The organism is Microbispora catharanthi, assembly GCF_006334915.2.
GTDB classification, from domain to species: domain Bacteria; phylum Actinomycetota; class Actinomycetes; order Streptosporangiales; family Streptosporangiaceae; genus Microbispora; species Microbispora catharanthi.
In genome coordinates, this window is record NZ_VDMA02000012.1 from 187,375 (window position 1) to 204,399 (window position 17,025).

Here is a 17,025-nt window from a genome sequence, read left to right on the forward strand (position 1 = left end):
CGTGCGTCGGGGATTACGGTCATAGCGTTCTCCGGTCGAGAAGGTCGTGCCAGATCCGTTCCACGTGCGGCGGCAGATCGTCCGGCGTCTGCGGCCCCGGACGCTCGGTGAGCAGACCCGCGAAGGGGGCGAGCTCCAGGCCCGCCGCCTCGGAGAGGCGATCGAGGTCCTCGCCGGCGCACAGCCGCCCGTACTCGACCACCACACAGCGGGCGGGGTCGCGGGTCCGCTCGTGCCGCAGCCAGGGCTCGTGCCAGGCGGCCCACTTGTCCAGCGCGGCCTCGCGCGTGCGGGGGCGCCACGGGCGGTCGCCCGACCACCGCAGCATCGAGGCCGCCACCGCCGAGGGATGGCGGACCAGCAGCGCCCACCGGGCGTCCGGCACGGTCTCGGCGAGCCGGTCGAGTTCGAGGAGGTATTCGTTGTACTTCTCGCCGAAGCGGGTCGCGCCCGCGTAGGCGCGCCGTACGAGGTCGCGCCGCAGTGCCACCGCGTCCCCGGCGGATCCTGCGGCGACCTCGGCGGCCGCCTCACGCAACACGCGCTCCACCGTGGCGAGCCACCGCTCGCCGCGCCGTCCGTACGGCGGTCTGCGGCGCAGGGCGTGCAGCATCTCGTCGACACGCAGGTGACGGGCCCGGACGTCCTCCTCCGTGCACCAGCGATGCAGCACGTAGGGCAGCTTCCCGTTGATCGTGAAGAGTCCGCCCACCGCCTCGAAGGCCGCGTCGAGCACCCCCGCCAGGGCGGTGGTGCCCGAGCGTTGCGCGCCGAGCAGTATCAGCGGCGATGCTCCCGGCACGGTCACGACCCCGCGCCCGCCGTGGCCAGGTCGTCAAGCCAGCCGCGCAGCCGTCGCATGCACGCCACGCTCGCCACGTAGGCTCCGCGCGAGAACTCCTCGCCCCATGGGTCGTCGCGCTCGGCGGCGGTGAGCTGCCTGCCCTGGCGCCAATGGGTCTCAAGGCTGACGAACCCGGTGTAGCCGTCGTCCGCCAGCCGTCGCAGGATCACCGGCCAGTCGAGATCGCCGTCGCCGAGCCGGACGTATCCGCGAGTGCCGTCGGGGTCCTTCACGTGCACGTGTCGGATCCGCTCGCGGCCCACCTCGTAGTCGCCGGGGAAGGGGACGGGGTCCCAGCCGCTGAAGACGCTGTTGCCCGGGTCCCACAGCACGCCCACGTCGTCACGGCCGAGCGCGTCGAGGAAGGTCATCACGTGCCGCAACGTCGGGGTGTTGGTCCTGGTGCCGTTCTCCACGACGAGCGGGACGGGTAGCCGCAGCCCGTCCAGGACGCGGGCGGCCACGCGGGCGGCGCGGACCGGGTCGGGGTCGCCGTCACGGTAGAAACTGAAGATCCTGACGTGGGGGGCGCCGAGCAGCACCGCCCGGCGGCAGCCGTCCACCAGCAGGTCCGCGGCGGCCCGCAGGTCGTCGTCCGTCTCCGGCAGCGCGACCTTGAACGCGGGCGGCGCGAACCCGGCGTTCGCCAGCCCGTGCTCGTCGAGGATCGCCCGGGCCCGCACCAGTTGGTCGTCGGTGAGCAGATGGGGCGGGGTGCCCTCCATCGACCTGATCTCGACGGCGTCGAATCCCAGCTCGGCGGTGGTCTCGGCGACCACCCGGCAGTCCTGCGCCAGCTCGTCGCCGATGACTGCCAGTTTCATCGGAGTCCCTCTTCCTTTTCCGGCGGCTTCGTCGCCGCAGTCGCGTTCGGGTGGGCGCCCGCCGGCACGAGGGCGGTGGCGAGTGCGGCGGCGAGAACGGCCATGTCCGCCGCCGGGGTCCCCGCGCGGGACTCGACCGTCACGCATCGCAGCGCGGCACGGTCCATGACCCGCAGGACGGGCTCGAGGTCGGCCGGCGTCAGGGAGCGGTGCCGCACTCCATCGGAGGTCCGCCGCACACCCTTGACCTGGGCCGCCCGTACGTGCGGGGCGAGGCCGGCCAGTTGACGCCGGTCCGCGCCGCCGATCTCGTCGAGACCCAGGACGTCGAGGACGACCCCCACACCGGTGCGTTCGGCGAGATCGATCAGGCCGTTCACGCCGGGGCCCCCGGCATGCGTCTCGACCCACAGTTCGAGCCCGGCGTCCGCGGCGGCCGCCACCTGGTCGGCGACCAGCCCCACGTCGGGCGCCTCGACGCAGAAGACCTTCACCGGCCATTCGGACGGCACGCCTGCCGCCGCCGGATCCGGCAGGGCGGGATCGCCGAGCCGCCACCCGACGCCGGTGAAGAAGACGTGGAGCCCGGCCGCGGCGAACCCGCGCACCGCCTCGGCGACGCCGTCGCGCTCCCACCGCTGGTTCTTGCCGATCCTCAGGTCGACACCGGAACCGCCGTACGCGAGGACGGCGTCGGCGAGTTGCGCGGCGGTGGCTCCGGGCAGGGTTCCCGAGCTGAGACCGATGGCCGGGACGTTCGTCATCGGGCGGCCCCCGCGGTGCGAGCGGCGGGGGCATGCCCGGAGAGAAGGCCGTCCAGCGCCTCCACCACCCCGCGGCTGCGGCTGAGCGCGGCCAGACCGAGGGTGGTGCGGCCCGCCACCGCGCCGGAGAACTCCTGGTAGACCTCGGTGCGCAACACCGACGCGGGACGGGTTCGTCCCTCGATCGGCCTGCCGTCGATCTCGCCGGTGACGGCGCCGGAACGGACCTCCAGCCAGGCGTCGGCGCCGAGCACCGTGAGCTGCTCGGCCCTCGCGACGGAGCGGCTGGTGATCGCGACCGACAGCTGGGCGCCGGACTCGAACGCGATGTGCCCGCACAGCTGGGTGTCGATGCCCGGTGCGGCGTCGGTCCTGGACAGAGGCGTCACGGCCCGCGGCGTTCCGAGCAGCTGGCATGCCAGGTCGAGGTAGTGCACTCCCAGGTGTGCCGTGACGCCTCCGAGCGCGTGGCGGGGGTCGGAGCGCCAGCCGGCCTGCCGGTAGTGCGCGTCGGAACGCGCGCGGGAGACCGTGAGGCTCGCGACGGCCCCCGCGAACCGTTCCGGTTCGATCGCACGCAGCGGTTCTGGCAGGGCGAACCGGTGCTGGAACATCACCGCGGCCAGGACCTCGCCGTCGTCCGCGAGCGAGAGCAGCCCGGCGAGCTCCTCCGCGGTGCGCGCCGGCGGCTTCTCCAGCAGCAGATGCTTGCCGGCGGCCACGGCGGCCCGCGCGACGTCCGTACGGGCGCCCGGGGGCAGGCACAGCGCCAGCGCCCGGACGGCGTCGTCCGCCAGCACCTCGTCCAGCGCGCGCACCGTCAGTCCCGCGCCCCGCGCCCGCGACGCCGCCGTCGGATCCGTCTCCACCACCGCGGCGGCGTACGCGCCGGCGGCGCCGGCCAGGGCGTCGACGTGCTGGCGCCCGGCGTTGCCGTAGCCGACGACCGCGATCCCCGTCGCCTCGGAGCGGCCGCTGTCCGGCCCGCTCACCCCCGCTTTTCTTTCTCCCATACAAGCCCCCCTGGTTCGCGCCCGGTCAGCGGTGGACCGGAACTCTGTCGCGCAGCTCGGCGCCGGTTCGGGTGACCGGGCCCGCCGGAGTGTCGAAGGTGAAGCCGATCCCCGAAAGGGCGTGGTCGAGCACGGCGAGCATCTCCCGGTGTGACGGCGCGTGGCCGACGAGCAGGTCGAGATAGACCGCCTTGCCGTCGCCCGGCAACGGAGTGCCCGGCTGGACGAGCTGGCGTCGTGCGGTGATCCCCGGAATCCGGGTGAGCGAGCGGGCCCCCTCGATCGCGACCACCCGGGTCGCCTCGGGCAGCGGCCGGGTGTAGTGCTGGAAGAACACGCCGTCCCGGGGACGCACGGCCGGCTCCACGTCCTGCCCGAGTGCGAGCCGGCCCGCGACCTCGATGAGGTCCATGCCGGTCGCCCGCAGGTACAGCTCGTTGATGAACCCGCCGATGCGGCCGTTGACCTCGATGACGCGGGGCCCGCGATCGGTGATCTTCACCTCGGTGTGGGTGATCCCGTGCCGCACTCCAAGGGCCCGGAGCGTCCGTTCGGTCATCTCGATCACTTCGGCCCGCAGGGCGTCGTCCAGCGTGTCCGGGAAGAACTGCCCGTTCTCGCGGAACGGCGGCAGCAGCGGCAGTTTCCCGGTGACGCCGATCGTGTGGATGCTGTCGCCCGCGCAGGCGCTCTCCACCGAGACGTAGTCGCCGAAGGGCTCGCTCGGGACGCCCGTCAGGCACTCCTCGACGACGAGACCCTCCTCCGCGGCGGCGCCCTCGGGGTCGAGGAGCCGGCCGGCCAGGGCCGCGCCCTCGGCGGCGTCCTCCACGAGGTGAGTGTTGCGGCTGCCCTCCCCCCGGACCGGCTTGAGCACGGCGGGCAGCCGAACGTCCCGGGGCCAGTCAGCGGGGCCGCGCAGCAGCCACGACGCCGGGGTCTCGATGCCGTGCTCGCGCATCGCCCGCCGCTGGAGATGTTTGTCGGTGAGCCGTTCGACGGTCTGCGGGCTGTGGAACGGCAGGCCGGCCGCGGCGGCGAGCCCGGCGGCGACGGGAAGCTCCCGCTCGCTGAAGGTCACCATCCCGCTCGCCCCCGCTGCGCGGAGGGCGCGGCCGTCGGCGTGCGAGTCTCCGGTGAGCGTCATGACGGTGCCCGCCGACTCGAGCAGGGCGGCGTAGCGCGCGCCGTCCGGGCCCGGCGCCACCACGAAGATCGGATCGTGGCAGAAGCTCAGGCCGACCAGCATGTCGCCGAGGGTCACCGCGCCCTCGCCGAAGACGACCGCGAGCCTGGCGTCACCGGCGGTCATGCGCGGCCCCTTCCGTGGTGCGCGAGCAGCGCCGCGATCCCCCGCACGGTCGGGGCGGCGACCGCGTCCCGCAGCGGGATGGCGACGCCGGTCAGCTCCTTGAGCCGGGCGATCATCCGGACGAGGAGGAGGGACTGGCCGCCGAGCGCGAAGAAGTTGTCATCGGGGCCGACGTCCTCCACTCCCAGCAGGTCCCGCCAGACGACCGTGATCTCCCGCTCCGCCGGGAAGCCGCGCTGCTCCGCGGCGGTCTCCGGAGCGGGCGCCGGCGCGGGCATGCGCACGCCGTGTTCCGGTCCGGACGGCTCGGGCGCCACCGGATCGAGCCAGTGCCTGCCGCGCTGGAACGGGTAGCGGGGCAGGGGCACCCGGCGCGCGTGCGGGTCGTCGTCGAGGGCGGACCAGTCCACCGGGGCTCCGGCGCACCACGCCGCGGCCACGGCCTCCAGCAGGGTCTGCAGCGGCCGCGCGTCGTCCTTGCGGCCGGGCAGGGCGGCGAGGGCCACCAGCGGGCGGCCTGCGGCCGTCTCGTGCGCCAGGTTGGCGAGCGTGCGGCCGGGGCCCACCTCGATCAGCAGCGGGTCGCGCCACTGGAGGGCGTACTCGACCGCGGCCGCGAACCGGACGGTCTGGCGCAGGTGGCGCGTCCAGTAGTCCGCGTCGAAACCGCGTTCCGGGTCGACGGGCCGTCCGGTGATCCCGGAGACGACCGGGATGGCGGCCGGGCGGTAGGTGAGCCTCTCGGCATGGGCGCGGAACTCGTCGAGGAGGCCGTCCAGCATCGCCGAGTGCGCCGCGATCGGCACGGGGACCTTACGGTGCCGGATGCCGCGCGCGTCGAGCCGCTCGACGAGGTCCGGCATCGCGTCGGCCGGGCCGGTCACCACGATCGAGCGGGGCGCGTTGATCGCGGCCACCGACAGGGACGCGGGCAACAGCGGGGCGACGCTCTCCTCCGCCGCGAAGACCGCCAGCATCGCGCCGCCGCGCACGCGGTCCAGCAGGCGGCCCCGGGCCCCCACCAGCGCCGCGGCGTCCGCCAGGCTCATCGCCCCCGCGATGCAGGCCGCCGCGTACTCGCCCAGGCTGTGCCCGATCAACACCTTGGGCCGCAGTCCCAGCGACAGCAGCAGCGTGGCGGTCGCGTACTCCACGGCGAAGACGGACGGCTGCGCGAGGGCCATGCCGTCGAGTTCGGCCTGGGCGGCGGCACGGTCGCCGGGGACGTCGCACAGCGTCCAGCGGATGTCGACGCCGGTGCTGACGGAGAACTCCCTGGCGCAGTCGTCCATGGCCGCGCGGAAGACGGGGAACCGGTCGTACAGCTCCGCGGCCATGCCGGGGTGCTGGTTGCCCTGGCCGGTGAAGAGGAAGCCGACGCTCACCGAGTCGCCGCTGCGGGCCGGCAGCCGGAACGCCGAGGGGACACCCAGCTCGGCGGCGCCGGACACGACCGCGGCGGAGCGGTACTCCCGCTGCCGGCGGCCGAGCCGCAGCGTGTGCGCCATGTCGCGGACGTCGGCCTCGGGGTTGGCGCGCGCGTGCCCGGCCAGCCGGTCGGTCAGCTCGGTCAGGGCGTCCGGGGTGTGCGCCGAGAGCGGCACGATGACGGGCAGGGCCGGCGCCGGCCGGCTGTCGGCGATGAGGGGAGCCTGTTCGAGCACGACGTGCGCGTTCGTGCCGCCGACGCCGAAAGCGCTGACCGCGCCTCTGCGCGGGCCGTCCGTCGCGGGCCAGGGCCGCAGCGTCCTGTTGATGTAGAACGGGCTGTCGTCGAGGCCCAGGCCGGGGTCCTCCTGATCGCAGTTGATGCTCGGCGGGATGCGGCCGTGGTGCAGTGCGAGCGACGCCTTGATCAGCCCGGCGACTCCGGCGGCGATGTCCACGTGCCCGATGTTCGGCTTCAGGGTGCCGAGCGCACAGGAACCCGGCTCGCCCCGCCCGAACGCCTGGACGAGGGCCTCGACCTCGATCCGGTCGCCGAGCTCCGTGCCGGTGCCGTGGGTCTCGACGTACTGGATCGTGTCCGGGCCCACGCCCGCCGCGGCCTGAGCGGCGCGGATGACGTCCGCCTGCCCGCTCACGCTGGGGGCGGTGTAGCCGACCTTGCGCTCCCCGTCGTTGTTGACGGCCGATCCCCTGATCACCGCGTAGATCGTGTCCCGGTCGCGTACGGCGTCGCTCAGCCGCTTCAGCACCACGACGCCGACACCGTTGCCCGGCACGGCGCCCCTGGCGTCCTTCGCGAAGGCACGGCAGTGCCCGTCGGGCGACAGGATGTCGTGCGGGCTGTAGAGGTAGCCGGACCGCTGGGGCAGGACGACCGACGCGCCACCGGCGAGCATGAGGTCCGCCTCGTGCCGCACCAGGCTCTGCACGGCCAGGTGCACGGCGACCAGCGACGTGGAGCAGGAGGTCTGAACGGTGATCGCAGGGCCCCGCAGACCGAGCCGGTAGGCCGTGCGCGTCGCCACATGGTCCTTCTCGTGGCCGACGAGCATGGTCATGTCCCCGAGGTTCCTGACGAGGCCGGCGTGCCCGATGACGTGCCGCATCAGGTAGTGGTTCTTGCCCGTGCCCGCGTACACCCCGATCGGACCGGGGGCCGTCTCCTGGGTGTATCCGGCGTTTTCCAGGGCCTCAAGCGCGCACTCGAGGAAGAGCCGCTGCTGCGGGTCCGTGACCTGGGCCTCGCGTGGCGGCATGCCGAACAGACCGGCGTCGAAGTCCTCGACGCCCGAGATCGTCCCGCGCACCGGGACGTAGGCCGGATCGGCGACAACAGCCTCCGGCACCCCCTCCGCCGCCAGCTCGCCGGGCTCGAACCGGGTGAGGCACTCCCGGCCGGAAGCGATGTTGTCCCAGAACTGCGCGGCGGTCTCGGCGCCGGGCAGTCGCAGCCCGAAGCCGATGATCGCGACGCCCTCCCGCTGTGCGCCCGTCTCCCGGCTCACCGCCGCACCCCTCTCAGATGCTCGGCCAGCGCCCGGACGGTCGGGTACTGGAAGATGTCCACGATGCGCAGGGGGTGGTCGGGCAGCTCGGCGCGCAGGCGTGTGTGCACGCGCCCGGCCAGCAGCGAGTCCCCGCCGATCTCGAAGAAGGGATCCTGGACGCCGAAATCGGCCGTGCCCAGCACCTCGCGCCATACGCCGGCGATGACGTCCTCGAAGACCGGCCCGCGGTCCTCGCCGCGTCCGCCGCCGTCGCCGTGGCGCGTCGTCCCCGCGGCGGCCGGAGCCGGCGGCCGGCCGCGGTCGCCCGCCGTGGCGCGGCGTTCGAGCTCGGCGACGTCCACCTTGCCATTCGAGGTGTACGGCAGCCTGTCGGTCACCACCCACAGCGCCGGCACCATGTAGTCGGGCAGTTCGGCGCGCAGCGCTTCGCGCAGGCGTGCCACCAGGCCGTCCTCGTGGTCGGCCACCACCGCGGCGAGCAGGCGCCTGGATCCGGCGTCGGCGCCGGTCACCACGACGGCGACGTCCCGCACATCGTCGTGCCCGGCCAGCCGGCCCTCGATCTCCGCCAGCTCGATCCGGTAGCCGCGCACCTTCACCTGCCGGTCGCGCCGCCCGTCGAAGTGCAGTCGTCCCGTCGTGTCCCAGTGCACGAGGTCGCCCGTACGGTAGAAGCGCTCCCGCCGGCCGGGGGGTGTCACGAAGGCCCGTCCCGTCTCCTCGGGGGCGTCCAGGTAGTCGGCGGCCAGCCCGCTGCCGCCGAGATACAGCTCGCCGACCTCGCCCGGCCCGACCGGCTCGCCCGCCTCGTCGAGGACCAGCGCGGAGGTGCCCGGGATCGGCCTGCCGATCGGCACGGGCGCCTCGACCTCCGCCGCGCTCCCCATGGGATGCACCGTGGAGAACGTGGTGTTCTCGGTCGGTCCGTACGCGCTGACCACCGTCAGCCCGGGATGGCGCGACAGCACGGCGCGGACCGCGTCCGGGGGCACGACGTCACCGCCGGTGAACACCTGCCGGACGGTGGCGAACGCCTCGATCGCCTCTGCGGCCACGACCCGGAAGAGGCCCGCGGTCAGGAAGGCGACGCTGACCTCGGCCTCGCGCATGAACGCCGCCAGCTCGCCCGGCGAGACCGGGCCGTCGGGAAAGACCTCCACGGTCGCGCCGGTGGCCAGCGCACAGAAGATCTCCAGCGTCGAGGCGTCGAAGGCCAGCGGGGCGAGCCGGAGCATCCGCTCGCCGGGCCCCCTCCGCGCGTAGACGGCGCCGCGTACGAGGCGCACGACACCGCGGTGGGGAATGCGCACGGCCTTCGGCACGCCGGTCGATCCCGACGTGAACGTGATGTAGGCGATGTCCCCGGGACCCCGGTGGGCCCAAGCCCTGCGCGGGCCGGCGGCGGGCGGGTGGGTCATCGGCGCCGGTTGGACGGGCACGCACCCTGCGGGGGCGGCCCGGACGATGGAGCGGGCCGCGGCGAAGTCCGCGACCACGGCCTTCGGCCGGACCGGGTCGAGCATCGACCTTAGCCTCGGCTCCGGGAGCGAGGCGTCCACAGGAACATAGACGGCCCCCACGCTGAGAACGGCGAGGACGGCCACGATCTCCTCGACGGAACGGGGCAGCGCCACGATCACGTGGTCGCCGGCCCCGAGCCCGCGTGCCAGCAGCCCGTCGGCCTGCGCCTCGACCTGTCCGAGGAGCTGCGCGTAGGTCAGGCTCAGGCCCCGCCCGAGATCCCGGACCGCCGGCAGGTCCGGGAACTCGGCGCCCGCCTCGGCGATCAGCTCTCCCACGGACGCCTCCGCGTCCACCTCCGGCGCACGCCCCCACTGTCGCGGTTCGGAGGTCATGAGCGACCGCCTCCGTCGCGTCGCGGACCGGTTGGGATCTCCCTCATCACTCCACCCCCGGAGTCGGATCGATGGTCATCGCCGCATCGCGCATCGCCTGCACGATGCGGCGCCTGTTGTCGGGACGGCGCAGGTAGAAATGGCCGCCCGGGAGAAGGCGCGTGGAGAAGGCGCCGGCGGAGTGCTTCTCCCAGCCGCCGAGCCTGTCGTGCAGGTCGTGCTCGTCGGCACCGCACAGGACCTGCAGAGCGCACGCCAGCGGCCGGCGGTCCTGGAATCGGTAGGTCTCCATGGCCGCGTAGTCGGCCCGCATGTACGTCGACACGATCTCGATCAGTTCGGGACTCTCCAGCACCTCGGCGGGAATCCCGTCGTGCCTCCTGTGCAGCGTCCACAGCAGGTCGGCGTCCGGGAGGTGCCGCACCTCGGGCTCTCGGCGCGCGATGTCGGGACTCGGGAAGGCGGATACCCACAGCCAATCGGGGGTCCTGCGACCGCGAGCGCGCAGCGCGTGCGCGATCTCGAAGGCGAGCAGGGCGCCGAAGCTGTGGCCGAACAGACCGAAGGGCAGGTCAAGTGGCAGGGAGTCCGCCAGCTCCCCGGCCAGGGCGCGCAGATCCCGTGAGGCCGGTTCGGCGAACCTGGCGCCGCGTCCCGGCCGTTCCACACCGATGATCTCGACCTCGTCGGCGAGGCCCGTCCACTCACGGAACTCCCCCGCCGAGCCGCCGGCGTGGGCGAAGCAGTAGACACGCGCCCGGTACGACGTCTGCGGCGGTGCATCCACCGTGGTCGCGTTCATGCGCGGTCGATCAGATCGAAGATCTTCTGGCGCACCACGGGGCTCCGCAGGAACTCACCGGGGGGAACGTCGACCCGAAGGGAGGAGCACTGCGCCGCGGTCCATCCCGGCGCCGGTCCCCGGTCACTGGCACCGCTGACGACGAGCGAAACCGGCGCCTCGGGTGCCGGCACGGCCGCGTCCACGGTCGCGAAGAGGAAGCCGAACCATGCCTCGTAGCGCTGGGTCAGCATCGTGACGCACGTCTCGATCTCGGCCTCGGGCATGCCGTCGGCGGCGAGCTTGGTCGTGAGGTCGCCGGTGAGCGTGGCGAGGACGGTGTCGAGTGTGAGCTCGACGGGCCGGTCTCCGGTTGCGCCGAGCGTCGCCCGCAGGGCGTCCAGCTCCTGCCCGATCATGGTCACGGTGAGCCACGTCGGCTCGACGAGGACCACGTCGGGCGCGTGCCCGTCCCCGCCGCTCGCGAGCCGCTTCGCGAGCGCGAGTGCGAGCGTCGCCGCGCTGCAGTAGCCGAGCACGGCGGCGGGCCGGCTCCCCAGCCCTTCGATCTCCTTGGCGTACAGGTCGGCCAGCCGGGCGATGGTCAGGGACCCGTGGATCTCGAGGTCCTGCACGGCGTCGATGCGGTAGGTCTCCCACCTCGATTCCGGGACGCCCATCAGGCCGGTCATCGTGTCGGCGGTGGAGAACATGGCGAAGTCCACAAGTATGACCGGCGGAAGATCGCCTTCGACCAGCTTCTCCAGCACTCGTTCTCCCCCTTCGAGATGTCCTGCGTGCGGTCCTGCCTCGGGGCTCGGCGCCGGGCGCCACCGGTGACCCTCGGCGCGCGAGGGTCACCGTCGCGTCCCCGGCCGTCTCCCGGTGTCCCGGGACGGCACCGCGGTGAGAAGCCCCCGCGCCGGCACTCCGCCTGACGCGGTCTCGTGGCCGCCGAGGCGCTCCCCCGAGCCTCCGCCGCGGACACTGTCGCACCGGATCCTGGAGCCCCGCTGACGCGCCGCTGACGCAGGGGGCGAGCGGCCGCGCGTTGCGCGTCAGCGCGATTCCAGAGAGGCGGTCCGGTACGCCGGAGCGCGCAGGACGAGGTGCCGCCCCGTCGTTTCAGGCCCGTTACAGACCCGGATGCGAAAGTCGTCAACCGGTCGGCCTGGCGGTCGTCCGCCGCCCACCCCTACGAGCGGCCGGGCCTGGAGGCCTTCCCTGGGCCGGTTCGCGCTCCCGCAGGAGGAATTCGTTCGTGTCCGAGACGTTGGTGAGGCCGCACGATCGTGCGGCCCGGTTCGACGCGATCGTCGTCGGCGCCGGATTCGCCGGCATGTACATGCTGCACCGGCTGCGTGTCTCGGGCTTCACGGCCCGCGTCCTGGAGGCGGGCGGAGACGTCGGCGGCACCTGGTACTGGAACCGCTACCCGGGAGCGCGCTGCGACGTGGAGAGCCTGGAGTACTCCTACTCCTTCTGCCCCGAGATCACCCGGGAGTGGAGCTGGAGCGAGCGCTACGCCGCGCAGCCGGAGATCCTGCGGTACGCGGGCTATGTCGCCGATCGGCTGAACCTGCGCGAGGACATCCGGTTCGGCACGCGGGTGACGGGCGCGGTGTACGACGAGGACGACGGCTGCTGGACGGTGACGACCGAACACGGCGCCCCCCTGCGCGCCAGGTTCCTCATCACCGCCGTCGGCTGCCTGTCGGCGGCCAACGTCCCCGACATGCCCGGCCTCGGATCCTTCGAGGGCCGCTGGCATCACACGGGCCGCTGGCCGCACGAGGGCGTCGACTTCACGGGCGAACGGGTCGCCGTGGTGGGCACGGGTTCGTCCGGCATCCAGCTGATTCCCGCCGTGGCCGAGCAGGCCGCGCACGTGACGGTGTTCCAGAGGACGCCCAACTTCAGCACACCGGCGGTGAACGGCCCTCTGGACCCGGCGCGGGAACGGTGGTTCAAGGACAACCGCGACGCCCTCGCCCGGCGGGCCCGGACCTCGCCAGGCGGGTTCCTGATCGAGTACGGGGAGCGTTCGGCCCTGGAGGTGAGCCCGGAGGAGCGACTGGCCGAGTTCGAGCGCAGGTGGTCGCGCGGCGGGGTCGGCTTCCTGGCCGCCTTCTCCGATCTGCTGCTCTCGGAGGAGGCCAACCGGACGGCGGCCGACTTCGTACGAGACAAGATCCGCTCCATCGTGACCGATCGGGCGACGGCCGAACGGCTGGTCCCCACCGGCTACTCCATAGGGCTCAAACGCCTGTGCCTGGACACCGGTTACTACGCGGTCTACAACCGTCCGGACGTCACCCTCGTGGACCTGCGCGAGACTCCCATCACGGAGATCGTCCCCAACGGAATCCGAACCGCCGGGGAGACCTTCGACGTCGATTCCATCGTCTTCGCCACCGGATACGACGCCATCACGGGTGCGCTGCTCGGGATGGACATCCGAGGCCGCGGCGGGCGGCGGCTTCGGGACGCGTGGGCGGCCGGGCCGAGCAGCTACCTGGGCCTGATGAGCGCCGGGTTCCCCAACCTGTTCACGATCACCGGTCCCGGCAGCCCTTCCGTGCTCACGAACATGATCGTCTCCATCGAGCAGCATGTGGAGTGGATCGCCGCCTGCCTCGCCGACCTCGAGCGCGCGTTCGGCCCACGGGCCTTGATCGAGGCCGAGGCCGACGCCGAGGCGGCCTGGATGGATCACGTCAGGGAGCTGGCCGAGTTCACCCTCTACGGCAGGGCCGAGAGCTGGTACTCCGGTGCGAACATCGCCGGAAAGCCACGCACCTTCCTGCCGTACGCGGGCGGCGTGGGCAACTACCGGACCATGTGCGACCGGGTGGCCGCGCGCGGGTACGAGGGGTTCCTCCGCACCGCCCTGCCCGAGGGGGCGTGAACCTCCGTGCGGGCCCTCGTCCCGGCGGTCCCGAAGTGGCATGTACGGACACGGGCCGGTCGTCAGGTCACACGGCAGAGGATCTCGCCGTGCAGGACGCTGAACCAGGCGCCCTCACTCGCGGCCCACTCCCGCCAGCCGTCGGCGATCCGCCGCAGATCGTCCTGCGTGGCGTGGCCGGCCTCGACCGCCCGGTCCGCGTAGGAGGACTGGACCGTGCGGTCGGCCCACAGGCCGCCCCACCAGTCCCGCTCCTCCGGGGTGGCGTAGCACCAGGTGGACGATGACGAGGTGATGTCGGTGAACCCGGCCTCCCCGGCCCAGGCGCGCAGGCGGCGCCCGGCGTCGGGCTCGCCGCCGTTGGCGCGGGCCACCCGCCGGTAGAGGTCCAGCCAGTCGTCCAGGGCCGGAATCTGCGGATACCACACGAAGCCGGCGTAGTCGGAGTCGCGCACCGCGACGATCCCGCCCGGCTTGGTCACCCGCCGCATCTCGCGCAGCGCGCCCACCGGGTCGCCGACGTGCTGGAGCACCTGGTGGGCGTGCACCACGCAGAAGGAGGCGTCGGGGTAGTCGAGCGCGTGCACGTCGCCGGTCGTGAAGCTCACATTGCCCAGGCCGCGCCCCTCCGCCTCGCGGCGCGCCTGCTCCAGGATGCCGGGTGCGGTGTCGAGCCCGATCACCTCGCCCTGCGGCACCCGCTCGGCCAGGTCCGCGGTGATCGTGCCCGGGCCGCAGCCGACGTCCAGGATCCGCATGTGGGGCTTCAGCGCGCCCAGCAGGTACGCCGCCGAGTTGGCGGCCGTGCGCCAGCGGTGGGAGCGCAGGACGGACTCGTGAAAGCCGTGGGTGTACACGGCCGTTTCGTTTGCCATGCCGGTTACGATTCCACGCGTCTCGCGATTTGAGCAATTATGTTTCACTATCTGAGACCGACACGGCTCGACGCAGGCGGCGCAGCGGGCCCGGGGCCCACCAGTTCGCCGGACCGGCCAGCCGCATCAGCGCCGGCACGAGCACGCCGCGGATCAACGTGGCGTCGACGGCGACCGTGAGCGCCATGCCGACGCCGAGCTGCTGCAGGAACACCACCCGTCCCGTGGCGTACGCCGCGAACGAGGCGGCCAGGATGGCGGCGGCCGCGGTGACCAGCGGCGCGCTGCGGGCGATGCCCGCGGGCACGGACGCCACGGCGTCGCCCGTCCGGTCGTACTCCTCTTTGATGCGCGCGAGCAGGAAGACCTCGTAGTCCATCGACAGCCCGTAGGCCACGCAGAACATCAGGATCGGGATGCTCGGCTCGATGGACCCGGTCGGCGTGAAGCCGAGCAGCCCGGACAGGTGGCCGTCCTGGAAGACGAACACCAGTGCGCCGAACATCACCGACAGGCTCAGCAGATTGAGCGCCGACGCCTTGAGCGGCGCCACGACGCTGCCGGTCATGACGAACAGCACCACGAAGGTCACCAGCACGATCAGCAGGCCGATCAGCGGCAGGCGCGCGGTCACGCCGTCCCGGTAGTCGGCCAGCTCGGCCGGATAGCCGCCCACCTCCACCGCGAAGGGCGCCGGAACCGCCCGCACCCGGCGTACCAGCCCGGCCGCGTCGGCGTCGAGACGGTCGCTCGACGCCACCACCGACAGCCACGTGCCGCGGGCGGCGGCGAAACGCGCATCCGCCGGCCCCGGGACCGGCCGGCCTTCCGCGTAGGATCCGGCGGCCGAGTCCACCCGCACCACCCCGCCGACCCGCGACAGCGCGGCGGCGTACGGCCCCGCCTGGGCGGCGTTCCCCTCCGGCGCGACCACGTGGACCGCGTCCGCCTCCTCCTGGGAGAAGCCCGCCCGGATCTGGTCGTACATCTGCCGTACGGGCGCGGAGGACGGCAGCACCCGGTCGTCGGGCAGCCCGAAGCGGACGCCGAGGAAGGGCGACCCGAGCAGCAGCACGACCGCCAGCGCCGCCCCTCCGAACGCCAGCGGACGGCGCACGACGCGCAGGGCGAGACCGTGCCAGAACCCGCGGCGCTCGACTCGGGCAGAACCGGCACGGGCGACTCTGTGCCCCAGCAGGGCCAGCGCGGCCGGAAGCACGACGGTCGCGCCGATCACCGCGGCGACCACGACCGCGACCCCCGCGTACGCGAAGGAGCGCAGGAACGGGAAGGGGAAGGCGAACAGCACCGACAGCGAGGCGGCGACGGTGACCCCGCTGAACAGCACCGTGCGCCCGGCGGTGCGGACGGTCCGCGTCACCGCCTCCGGCACCGGCAGGCCGCGCCGCAGCTCCTCGCGGAGCCGGAAGATCATGAAGAGCCCGTAGTCGACCCCGAGCCCGACGCCCATGACCAGGGCGATGTTCGAGGCGAACGTCGAGACCTCGGTGAGAAGCACGACGCCGCGCAGCAGCGCAAGCGACCCGGCCACTGCGAAGATCCCGACGCCGAGGGTGACCAGGGCCGCCGCGAGCCGCCGGTACACCAGCCACAGCAGCAGCAGGACCATCGGCAGCACGACCAGCTCGGCCTGGACGAAGTCCTGCCTGGCCTGTTCCATGACCGTGCGGAAGACCTCGTCGGAGCCTCCCGCCCGGACGTCGATCACGGCGTCGCCCCGGGTGAAGTGCGGGGTCAGGGCCGGCAGCACCGCACGGCGCACCCTGTCGGCGTCGCCGGGCACCCAGGCGAGCACCATCGCCTGCCGCCCGTCGCCGGAGCGCAGCGTGGCCACGCCTTGACGCGTCCAGTACGACCAGGCGTCGCCGACGCCGGGATAGGCCGCGAGCTCCCGGGTCAGCGCCCGCCCGGCGGCCTCGACCGGGTCGCTGTCGACCGTCCCCCGGCGGGCGGTGACCAGCAGCGCGACGTTGGGGCTGCCGGTGCCGAACAGCCGGGCGAGATCGTCGCGCGCCCGCGCCGACTCCGAGCCCGGCGCCTCGAATCTGTTGAGGGACAGCGCGCCGATGGTCCCGGCCCCGACGACCCCGGCGATGAGAGTGATCAACACGCTCACCACGACGACCCACCCCGCTCTGCGTACGACGATTCCGTCCGGCACGAGCCCTCCTGCTAGTTTTACGAGCGATCATTCGTGTTTGAGGCGAGAGAATACGAGCAATCACTCGTATTCGCAATGAGGGGTGCCATGGAGAGCGAGGAGGCGCGGCCCCGGAGGCGGCAGGCGCGCGGCGAGCGGCGGATGAGCGAGATCCTCGACGCCGCGGCGGCGGTGTTCGCCGAGCAGGGTTACGAGAAGACCACGACGAACGCCGTCGCGGCGGCGGCCGGGATCTCCCCCGGGTCGCTCTACCAGTTCTTCCGCAGCAAGGAGGCCGTCGCGCAGGCGCTGGCCGACCGGTTCACCGTCCAGATGCGCGCCGCGCACGGGGAGGCGTTCGCCCCGGCCGACCTCGCCGCCATGGACCTGGACGACCTGATCGACCGGGTCGTCGATCCGCTGGTGGCGTTCAACGTCGCCAACCCGGGGTTCAAGGCGCTGTTCGCCCGCCCGGACATGCCGCCGGGCCTCGCGACGGCGGCCGGGCCGATCCAGTCGGCGCTGCTCGGCCGGGTCGAGGCCATCCTCGCCGTACGGGCGCCCGGCCTGTCCGCGCCGGAGCGGACCCGCAGCGCGCGGGTGCTCGTGCAGATCTTCCAGGCGATGACGCCGGTGGTGGTCGCGGCCCCCGAGGACGAGCGGGAGGCCGAGGTGCGCGAGCTGAAGAAGGTCCTGCGCGGCTACCTGGCCCCACTGGACGGTTGATTCC

General features: G+C 73.2%; 13 protein-coding genes. 2 read left to right on the top strand and 11 right to left on the bottom strand.

The features are described from left to right. Window positions 1-19: 19 nt before the first annotated feature. From FH610_RS23075 to FH610_RS23115, 9 genes are read right to left on the bottom strand one after another with little or no spacing between them, the layout of a single operon-like run. Window positions 20-808 (bottom strand): sulfotransferase, encoded by a 789-nt coding sequence (locus FH610_RS23075; RefSeq protein ID WP_139576710.1) that lies wholly within the window; start codon window positions 806-808, stop codon window positions 20-22. Continuing rightward, complete coding sequence (locus FH610_RS23080; RefSeq protein ID WP_139576711.1) at window positions 805-1,668, bottom strand: sugar phosphate isomerase/epimerase family protein; 864 nt, start codon at window positions 1,666-1,668, stop codon at window positions 805-807. Before FH610_RS23080 ends, FH610_RS23075 begins: the two co-directional genes overlap by 4 nt. Beyond that, window positions 1,665-2,432 (bottom strand): hypothetical protein, encoded by a 768-nt coding sequence (locus FH610_RS23085; RefSeq protein ID WP_139576712.1) that lies wholly within the window; start codon window positions 2,430-2,432, stop codon window positions 1,665-1,667. Before FH610_RS23085 ends, FH610_RS23080 begins: the two co-directional genes overlap by 4 nt. Beyond that, on the bottom strand, window positions 2,429-3,445 hold the full coding sequence (locus FH610_RS23090; protein WP_139576713.1) for a Gfo/Idh/MocA family protein: 1,017 nt from the start codon (window positions 3,443-3,445) through the stop codon (window positions 2,429-2,431). The genes FH610_RS23085 and FH610_RS23090 overlap by 4 nt, the downstream gene beginning before the upstream one ends. Window positions 3,446-3,470: 25 nt before the next feature. Then, on the bottom strand, window positions 3,471-4,757 hold the full coding sequence (locus FH610_RS23095; protein WP_139576714.1) for an ATP-grasp domain-containing protein: 1,287 nt from the start codon (window positions 4,755-4,757) through the stop codon (window positions 3,471-3,473). Beyond that, on the bottom strand, window positions 4,754-7,711 hold the full coding sequence (locus tag FH610_RS23100) for a type I polyketide synthase (RefSeq protein WP_139576715.1): 2,958 nt from the start codon (window positions 7,709-7,711) through the stop codon (window positions 4,754-4,756). The genes FH610_RS23095 and FH610_RS23100 overlap by 4 nt, the downstream gene beginning before the upstream one ends. After that, window positions 7,708-9,570, bottom strand: coding sequence for a non-ribosomal peptide synthetase (locus tag FH610_RS23105; protein ID WP_139576716.1), 1,863 nt, complete (start codon window positions 9,568-9,570; stop codon window positions 7,708-7,710). The genes FH610_RS23100 and FH610_RS23105 overlap by 4 nt, the downstream gene beginning before the upstream one ends. 46 nt (window positions 9,571-9,616) lie before the next feature. Then, window positions 9,617-10,372, bottom strand: a complete 756-nt coding sequence (locus FH610_RS23110; RefSeq protein WP_139576717.1) for a thioesterase II family protein — start codon at window positions 10,370-10,372, stop codon at window positions 9,617-9,619. Next, window positions 10,369-11,121 carry a hypothetical protein gene (locus FH610_RS23115; protein ID WP_139576718.1) on the bottom strand — a complete coding sequence of 251 codons (753 nt, stop codon included), beginning with the start codon at window positions 11,119-11,121 and terminating at the stop codon, window positions 10,369-10,371. Before FH610_RS23115 ends, FH610_RS23110 begins: the two co-directional genes overlap by 4 nt. A gap of 491 nt (window positions 11,122-11,612) precedes the next feature. Here FH610_RS23115 and FH610_RS23120 point away from each other — a divergent pair, with 491 nt between their 5' ends. Continuing rightward, window positions 11,613-13,259, top strand: coding sequence for a flavin-containing monooxygenase (locus tag FH610_RS23120; RefSeq protein WP_276607700.1), 1,647 nt, complete (start codon window positions 11,613-11,615; stop codon window positions 13,257-13,259). A 62-nt stretch (window positions 13,260-13,321) separates the two neighbouring features. On the opposite strand, the gene FH610_RS23125 is transcribed toward FH610_RS23120, so the two are convergent. Then, complete coding sequence (locus FH610_RS23125) at window positions 13,322-14,134, bottom strand: methyltransferase domain-containing protein (protein ID WP_139576719.1); 813 nt, start codon at window positions 14,132-14,134, stop codon at window positions 13,322-13,324. A 37-nt stretch (window positions 14,135-14,171) separates the two neighbouring features. Continuing rightward, entirely contained in the window at window positions 14,172-16,316 is a 2,145-nt protein-coding gene (locus tag FH610_RS23130; protein ID WP_139576720.1) for an MMPL family transporter, read from the bottom strand. 87 nt (window positions 16,317-16,403) lie between these two features. Between FH610_RS23130 and FH610_RS23135 the strand changes: the two genes are divergently transcribed. Continuing rightward, on the top strand, window positions 16,404-17,021 hold the full coding sequence (locus FH610_RS23135) for a TetR/AcrR family transcriptional regulator (RefSeq protein ID WP_205825981.1): 618 nt from the start codon (window positions 16,404-16,406) through the stop codon (window positions 17,019-17,021). Window positions 17,022-17,025 lie beyond the last annotated feature (4 nt).